Source organism: Algibacter sp. (genome assembly GCF_049667265.1).
GTDB lineage: Bacteria > Bacteroidota > Bacteroidia > Flavobacteriales > Flavobacteriaceae > Algibacter_B.
In genome coordinates, this window is the sequence record NZ_JBATHX010000406.1 from 1 (window position 1) to 7,739 (window position 7,739).

8 protein-coding genes and 1 pseudogene are annotated in these 7,739 nt (G+C 32.8%); 6 read left to right on the forward strand and 3 right to left on the reverse strand.

The annotated features are described in order from the left end of the window. Window positions 1-825: pseudogene (locus WBN21_RS14235) on the reverse strand (hypothetical protein); the annotation flags it as partial. Window positions 826-937: 112 nt separating this feature from the next. Here WBN21_RS14235 and WBN21_RS14240 point away from each other — a divergent pair. Further along, entirely contained in the window at window positions 938-2,230 is a 1,293-nt protein-coding gene (locus WBN21_RS14240; RefSeq protein WP_424201411.1) for an aminopeptidase P N-terminal domain-containing protein, read from the forward strand. 60 nt (window positions 2,231-2,290) lie between these two features. Here WBN21_RS14240 and WBN21_RS14245 read toward each other — a convergent pair whose 3' ends face one another. Further along, window positions 2,291-3,613 carry an aspartate kinase gene (locus WBN21_RS14245; RefSeq protein WP_424201413.1) on the reverse strand — a complete coding sequence of 441 codons (1,323 nt, stop codon included), beginning with the start codon at window positions 3,611-3,613 and terminating at the stop codon, window positions 2,291-2,293. A 220-nt stretch (window positions 3,614-3,833) separates the two neighbouring features. On the opposite strand from WBN21_RS14245, the gene WBN21_RS14250 reads away from it, so the two are divergent. From WBN21_RS14250 to WBN21_RS14265, 4 genes are all read left to right on the forward strand, one after another. Continuing rightward, complete coding sequence (locus WBN21_RS14250; RefSeq protein ID WP_424201415.1) at window positions 3,834-4,490, forward strand: hypothetical protein; 657 nt, start codon at window positions 3,834-3,836, stop codon at window positions 4,488-4,490. Window positions 4,491-4,535: 45 nt separating this feature from the next. Further along, complete coding sequence (locus tag WBN21_RS14255; protein ID WP_424201417.1) at window positions 4,536-5,312, forward strand: alpha/beta fold hydrolase; 777 nt, start codon at window positions 4,536-4,538, stop codon at window positions 5,310-5,312. Window positions 5,313-5,374: 62 nt separating this feature from the next. After that, window positions 5,375-5,629, forward strand: a complete 255-nt coding sequence (locus WBN21_RS14260; protein WP_424201419.1) for a DUF1660 family phage protein — start codon at window positions 5,375-5,377, stop codon at window positions 5,627-5,629. A gap of 74 nt (window positions 5,630-5,703) precedes the next feature. Then, window positions 5,704-5,964, forward strand: a complete 261-nt coding sequence (locus WBN21_RS14265; protein WP_424201421.1) for a hypothetical protein — start codon at window positions 5,704-5,706, stop codon at window positions 5,962-5,964. On the opposite strand, the gene thiL is transcribed toward WBN21_RS14265, so the two are convergent. Next, window positions 5,961-7,007: a thiamine-phosphate kinase gene (gene thiL / locus WBN21_RS14270; RefSeq protein WP_424201423.1), complete on the reverse strand. Its 1,047-nt coding sequence runs from the start codon at window positions 7,005-7,007 to the stop codon at window positions 5,961-5,963. The genes WBN21_RS14265 and thiL overlap by 4 nt on opposite strands. An 83-nt stretch (window positions 7,008-7,090) precedes the next feature. On the opposite strand from thiL, the gene WBN21_RS14275 reads away from it, so the two are divergent. Further along, window positions 7,091-7,739, forward strand: a 649-nt coding sequence (locus tag WBN21_RS14275) for a choice-of-anchor B family protein (RefSeq protein ID WP_424201425.1), incomplete at its 3' end; no start/stop codon positions are given.

Consider the following 7,739-nt stretch of genomic DNA (forward strand, 5'->3'; position numbering starts at 1 on the left):
TCCAGAACCAGCAGTACCAATATTACCTAAAACCGGAACCTCAACGGTAATTTGGGTGTTCGTCCAAGTTAATACCTGCGAATCTAAGGCATTAAAAAAAGAATCTCCTCCAAAATCAGCATCTCTAAATCCAACAGAACCTTTTGTTGTTCCAAAATTAGAACCGTTTATTGTTAGGACTGCCTTAGTTCCTGCTGAAATTGTAGTTGGATTAAAATTAGAAATTGATATTAAAGACCCTTCTATTTTATTAAATTTTGGATTTATATTTTCATTTTTAAAAACTGATAATACCTCATAGCTTTTTTTTGTATAACTCATAATCTCATCATAAAATGAAGTCTTTACGCCTTGTTTTTTATTAAATGGATTTATAGCAATGTCGTTATACAAATCATATTTATAGAAACCTTGTGAAGCACTATAAACTTTATACTGATTAGTTTTGTTTGTTGAATTTAGAGAAACATGGCTCTCATACAAATTAAAAACACCCACATTTCCCTTTTGCAGTTTTAAATTGTTTGAAACTATTAAAGCATCTAAACCAACCGTTCCTCCAATTGTTAAAACCTCGATAGTTTCAGCAGCAACACCTTTAAACACTTTATAAACCTCAAGGGTATTTACTGTGTAAATCAATTTATGGTCAGTATCCCAAAACGATTTTTTAGCTATGACCTTCCCCTCAATAACCAAACTAGAATTTTCAATTTGCTCTTTAAGCGAAATCTCCCTTAATGAAACCTGTGCAGCAATAGCTGATAAACTCAAAAAGAGTACCAATGCTGTTAAGGTAAATTTTAATGGAAATTTCCTAATCATAATTATTCTAATTAGTAATATTATGAATTCGGGGGTTTACCAAATATAAGAAATAAAAATCTACTTTTTATTTATACATTTACATCAGTTGTAAACAAAAATTAAACTTAATATGAAATATTTACCAATTGCTAAATCACTTTTTGAAACAAATAGAGCGAAATTTAAGGCTCAAATGCAACCTAAAAGTTTAGCTGTATTCAACTCAAATGATATCTACCCTATTAGCGCAGATAGCACGATGCCTTTTGAGCAACATCGAGATATTTTCTATTTAAGTGGTGTTGATCAAGAAGAAAGTATCCTTGTACTTTTCCCAGATTGTCCAAAAGAAAAACATCGAGAAATACTATTTTTAAAAGAAACGAATGAACATATTGCTATTTGGGAAGGCGAAAAATTAACCAAAGAAAAAGCATTTGAAACTAGCGGTGTAAAAACGGTGTATTGGCTTCAAGACATGGAAAAAATCATGTTTGAACTCATGACGCAATGTGATATGGTTTACATAAACACCAACGAACATTACCGCGCAAATGTTGAAACTGAAACGCGCGAAGACCGATTTACTAAATGGTTAAAAAATAAATACCCTGCACATGCAGTAGCAAAAAGCAATCCTATTTTGCAACGATTGCGCTCTGTAAAAGAACCTATTGAAATTGGCTTGATTCAAAAAGCTTGTGATATTACTGAAAAAGGTTTTCGTAGAATTTTAGACTTTGTGAAACCAGGTGTTTGGGAATATGAAATTGAAGCTGAATTTATGCATGAATTTTTAAGGAATCGCTCCAAAAAATTTGCTTACACACCTATTATTGCCTCTGGAAATAATGCTAACGTTCTACATTATATAGAGAATAACCAACAATGTAAAGCTGGCGATTTAATTTTAATGGACGTTGGTGCCGAATACGCCAATTACTCAAGCGATATGACACGAAGTGTTCCAGTTTCTGGTCGATTTACCGATAGACAAAAAGCGGTTTACAATGCGGTGCTTCATGTTAAAAACGAGGCTTCCAAAATGCTTGTTCCAGGAACTGATTGGGCAAAATACCATGTTGAAGTTGGAAAAATTATGACTAATGAATTATTAAAATTAGGTTTAATTGACAAAGCTGATGTGCAAAATGAAAATCCTGATTGGCCCGCTTACAAAAAATACTTTATGCACGGCACCAGCCACCATATGGGGTTAGACACACATGATTACGGTATTTTAACAGAACCAATGAAGGCTAATATGGTTTTTACTGTGGAGCCAGGAATTTATATTCCTAAGGAAGGTTTTGGTATTCGTTTAGAAGACGATGTGGTGATTCAAAAAACAGGAGCACCATTAAATTTGATGAAAAACATTCCTATTGAGGTAGATGAAATTGAAAACATCATGAATTCATAAAATTTAAAAAGGGTCGTTTAAAACGACCCTTTTTTGCTAACAGCACTAAAATATTATAATTTACAGAGTGACTAATTCAAATAAATAATCGTTTAGCTTTTGTAGCGTGTTAATTTTATCTTTAGAATCGATTAATAGTGAAATGTTATTATTACTTCCTCCATAAGAAATCATTCTAATTTTTACATCTTGCAGTATTCTGAATAGCTTATAAGTGTCTTGATGATTCACTACCGAGTTACCAACCAAACATACAATACTTTGGTTTTTATCAACTTCAATAGATGCTATTTTTTCTAATTCAACCAATATTTTATCAAGATTTTTGTCATCATCAATAGTTAAGGAAACAGCCACCTCCGAGGTTGTAATCATATCAATTGAAGTGTGATAGGTTTCAAAAATCTCAAATACTTTTTTTAAGAAACCATGGGCTTGCAACATCCTAGCCGATTTAATTTTAATGGCCGTAATACCATCTTTAGCAGCTATGGCTTTTATCCCACTTCCCGAAGTACTATTAGAAATTAATGTTCCATGTGCGTCAGGTTTCATGGTGTTTTTTAACCGAACAGGAATACTATCTTTTCTAACTGGAGTTACCGTTTGCGGGTGTAATATTTTTGCTCCAAAATAAGCTAGCTCTGCAGCTTCCTCAAACGATAAGTTTGAAATAGCTTTCGTGTTTTCAACATACCTTGGGTCATTATTATGCATACCATCTATATCTGTCCAAATCTGAACTTCTTCAGCTTTAATTGCTGCTCCAATAATAGTTGCAGTATAATCACTTCCGCCACGTTGTAAGTTTGAAATATCACCAGCAACATCTAAACAAATAAAACCTTGAGTAATATAAATTTCGACATTTTCGGCAGCATCAAAAACCGTTTTAAATTGCGCTTCTATGTAATCAGAATCGGGTTCTTTAAACGCATCAATTCGCATAAAACTCAAAGCTGGCAATAATGTTGAGCTAACGCCTTCTTGTTTTAAATAACTATTAAACATGTAAGTTGAAAGCAATTCACCTTGTGCTAAAATTTTATTTTCTAAAGTTTCAGAGAAATTTTTATCAGTACAATCGACCAACAATTCAAAAATACTTGACACATACTTTTTAACATCGGTATTTAAAACCACGTTACTCAACAGCTCATCTATAGTAATAAAATAAGTTTCAAGAAGACTATTAATTTTATCAATAGCCAGGTTTGCCTCACCATTTTCAATATCCTTGGCAATTGCTACTAATTGATTTGTAGTTCCAGACATAGCCGAAAGCACAACCACTTTTTTACTTCCGTCATTAATTATATCTTTAACGTTGCTCATGTTTTTAACAGAGCCTACTGAAGTTCCACCAAATTTTAATACTTTCATTTGTATATTTTATGTTTACAAAGTTGATAGATGATACCTTGATATGAAAAATAATCAAGCCTTTTTTGCTTTTAAAGATTATTTTTAATCATACCGGTTTCATTTTCACCAATTTGAAGGGCAAAATTATAACTCATTTAGCAAACCACGATATTTTTAATAAAAAAAAGTTATTTTTACACAGATTGTTAAATAGTTAACATTAAAGCTGGTTGAGACCATGAAAACAGTATCAAATTGTGTTGAAGATATATTAATTTCACAACCCTATTTAGAGGAAGCACTATCTAGAAATATCATAAATTTTAGCGCATTAGCTCTAGAACTTGTAGAACCTATAAGTGACATGCTAAAAAAAGATGTAAAACCTGGTGCTATTATGATGGCTTTAAGACGCTACAATCCGCCAGTTACTTTAGGTAATTCCATTAAAATGAAACGGGTTATTCAGAATCTTGGTGATATTACAGTTCGCTCAAATCTTACCGATTTTACCGTTAGAAACTCAACAACTTTAATAGATAACCATGCCAAAATTTTAGAGCGTATTAATAAAGAGGACAAGCTATTTTATGCATTTACACGTGGCATTCATGAAAGTAATATTGTAGTTTCGAGCAGTTTAAACGATTTTATAAACGAACATTTAGAAAACGAAACATTTATTGCGGTACAGGAAAACCTATCAGCTATTAGCATAAACCTTCCGCAAGACAACTCGAAAATAGCTGGATTATACTATCATTTTTTTAAACGATTAGCTTGGGAAGGCATTGTACTTTATGAAGTTTTATCGACCACCAACGAATTTACAATTTTGGTTGAAGACGAATTTGTTGACAAAGCTTTTACGGCTATTAAAAGAGTTAAATCTTAGTTTATTAATTGGCATGACTTTATCTTTGTTCCAGATAAATGAAACATGTATTTAGAACATAAAGGAATTAACATTTTTTATACTGATGATGGTCAAGGTGAGGCTGTTGTTTTCCTTCATGGTTTTTTGGAAAACGCCACCATGTGGACGGTATTTATTCCTAAACTCTCCCAATCAAACAGAATTGTAACTATTGATTTATTAGGACATGGTAAAACTGGTTGCTTAGGCTACGTGCACACTATGGAACTAATGGCTGAAATTGTAGAAACCGTTTTAAAACATTTACAAATTAACAAATCTATTATAATTGGTCATTCTATGGGTGGCTATGTGGCGCTTGCTTTCGCGAAAAAAAACCCAGAGGCTTTAAACGGATTATGTTTAATGAATTCTACCCCGAATGCCGATACTTCAGAAAAGAAAAAAAATAGAGATCGCGCCATTTTAGCTGTCAAGCAAAATCATAAAACATTTATCAGAATGGCCATTGGCAATTTATTTAGTCCAGAAAACAGAACGATTTTTTCAGAAAAAATAATAGCCCTAATTACAGACGCGCAGCAAACACCGCTTCAAGGAATTGTTGCAGCACTTGAAGGCATGAAAATTAGAAAAAGTAGAAAAGAACTTTTTCATTCTGCTCACTATAAAAAAATGCTCATTATTAGTAAAAAAGATCCTGTTTTAAATTACAAACAATTAAAATCTCAAACAGAAAACACAAACGTTGAAATTGTAGAATTTCCTGATGGACATATGAGTCATATTGAGAATGAAGAATTTTTCTTACAACATATAGTGTATTTCATCGAAAATTAATATCTTTTTATCGGTTTATTTGTTTTTTATTCTTAATTTTATCAGACAAAAGTGAACAAATCATGAAAAAACCTACTTCCATCCCTAAATTGTATTGCAATTTATTTGGGCATGATTATGAAGTTACAAAACGCGTAACCTATCATGTTAAAGAATATACATGCAGACATTGCAAACAAGAATTAACTACGAATAGTAATGGCAAATTAATCGAGCTTACACCTAAATTTAAGGAGATAAATAACCTATTAGAGCGCATTCATACCTCAAAAAATGAACGTTTAAAGAAAAAAACTCTCGCTTCATCGATTTATTAACTTCTTACTAACATAATAACTTGGTTTTTAATACATTTAACCCTCTCTCTTAACTTAATTAATATGACAACAAAATGAAAAACATTCATTGTAAAGTCTTTGGACATGATTACGAAGTAACCAGAAATGTTACCTATCATGTTAAAGAATATACCTGTAAAAACTGCAAAAGAGAGCTTACCACAAACAGCAACGGCAAATTAACTGAACTTACGCCGAAATTTAAGGAAATAAATGCCGTTTTAGAGCGTATCCATCACAAGCGAATAATGCGAATGAATGCAAAAGCTAACGAGGTTCAGCTTCAAAAAGAACCAAAATTACTTATTGCCTAATCATTAAAATTTTTCCAACCTTGAGCCTTGATAGGAATTCTTGTGTCTGCTCGAGTCACTAAATGAATACCTTCTTTTTCTTCTTTTATAAAACCTATAACCGTCAAACTAGGATTAGCTTTTATTTTTGGAAAATCGTTTTGCGAGACTGTAAAAAGTAATTCATAGTCTTCCCCTCCATTTAAAGCAACCGTTGTACTATCGATATTAAATTCTTCGCAAGTTGAAATAACTTGAGGATCTAATGGAATTTTATCTTCATATAAGTCACATCCTACTTGACTCTGTTTACAGATATGTAAAATTTCGGAAGACAGGCCGTCGCTAATATCAATCATTGCTGTTGGCTTCACATCCAAATCCTTCAACAATTTAACAATATCTTGCCTTGCCTCAGGTTTTAATTGCCTTTCTATTATATATGAATACCCTTCTAAATCTGGCTGACTATTTGGGTTTACTTTATATACTTCTTTTTCACGTTCTAAAACCTGAAGCCCCATATATGCTGCACCCAAATCACCAGAAACCACCAATAAATCATTAGGTTTTGCGCCACTTCTATACACAACATTTTCAGTTTCAATCTCACCAATTGCTGTAACCGAAATTAATAACCCTGTGTTTGATGATGATGTATCGCCACCTATAAGATCGACATTATAAATATTTGCAGCGGTTTCAATACCAGCATACAAATCTTCCAAAGCTTCCAACGGAAATCTGTTAGATACAGCTATAGAAACCGTAACCTGTGTTGCCCTTGCGTTCATAGCATAAACATCAGATAAATTAACCATTATAGCCTTATAACCTAAATGTTTTAAAGGCATATAACTTAAATCAAAATGCACACCTTCAACAAGTAAATCGGTGGTTACTACTACCTGCTTATTGTCAAAATTTAAAACTGCCGCATCATCTCCAATGCCTTTTATAGTAGAGGTTTGCTTCATTTTAAATTGTTGGGTTAAATGGTCAATTAAACCAAATTCACCAAGGTCGCTTAACTTCGTTCGTTGTTGATTTTTATCTTCTATCATATTGCAAAAATAAGAAGCTATATTTGTTTTTACTATCTTTATACTAAAACTAAATTTAGTTTGTTATAATAATAAATCTTCCTATGAAATTTTCTCGCCCTTTTTATGCCATGTTTTTGGTATGTTTTTTAATGTTCAACACGCAATCTTGTAATGATGAACCCGTAGAAATAACCCCTATTGTGGATACCGATAACGATGGGATTGAGGACAATCTTGATAACTGCCCTTCTATTGCCAACCCGAACCAAGAGGATACTGACAATGATGGGATTGGAGATTTATGTGAAACTATTGTATTAGTTGATACTGATAGTGATGGCATTCCAGATAGTGAAGATAATTGCCCGGAAATGGCAAATTCAAACCAAGAAGATCAAGATAGTGATGGTATTGGTGATTTGTGTGATGCTGATTTTGTTGATCCAAATGCTCCTTTAGCAGTTTGCGAAAGTGGTTTTGCTGATATTTACCCTTGCAACGATTACGATTTAATGGCAAATATTCCGCTAAGTGTATTTGGCGCTTCAGCTGGAAATGATTGCTGGGGCTGGACAGATTCAACTACCGGAAAAGAATATGCCTTAATGGCAACGAGCCATAACACAGCATTTGTAGATATTTCAAAACCTAATGAACCAATCTATTTAGGAAATCTACCAACAGCAACAACCACAAGCCCTTGGCGCGATGTGAAAATTTATAAAGACCATGCATTTATTGTTGCCGATT

Coding starts and splice junctions, on each gene's coding strand:
- WBN21_RS14250 (WP_424201415.1), top strand. CDS start 3,834: ATGAAAACAGTATCAAATTGTGTTGAAGATATATTAATTTCACAACCC.
- thiL (WP_424201423.1), bottom strand. CDS start 7,007: ATGATAGAAGATAAAAATCAACAACGAACGAAGTTAAGCGACCTTGGT.
- WBN21_RS14245 (WP_424201413.1), bottom strand. CDS start 3,613: ATGAAAGTATTAAAATTTGGTGGAACTTCAGTAGGCTCTGTTAAAAAC.
- WBN21_RS14260 (WP_424201419.1), top strand. CDS start 5,375: ATGAAAAAACCTACTTCCATCCCTAAATTGTATTGCAATTTATTTGGG.
- WBN21_RS14255 (WP_424201417.1), top strand. CDS start 4,536: ATGTATTTAGAACATAAAGGAATTAACATTTTTTATACTGATGATGGT.
- WBN21_RS14240 (WP_424201411.1), top strand. CDS start 938: ATGAAATATTTACCAATTGCTAAATCACTTTTTGAAACAAATAGAGCG.
- WBN21_RS14265 (WP_424201421.1), top strand. CDS start 5,704: ATGAAAAACATTCATTGTAAAGTCTTTGGACATGATTACGAAGTAACC.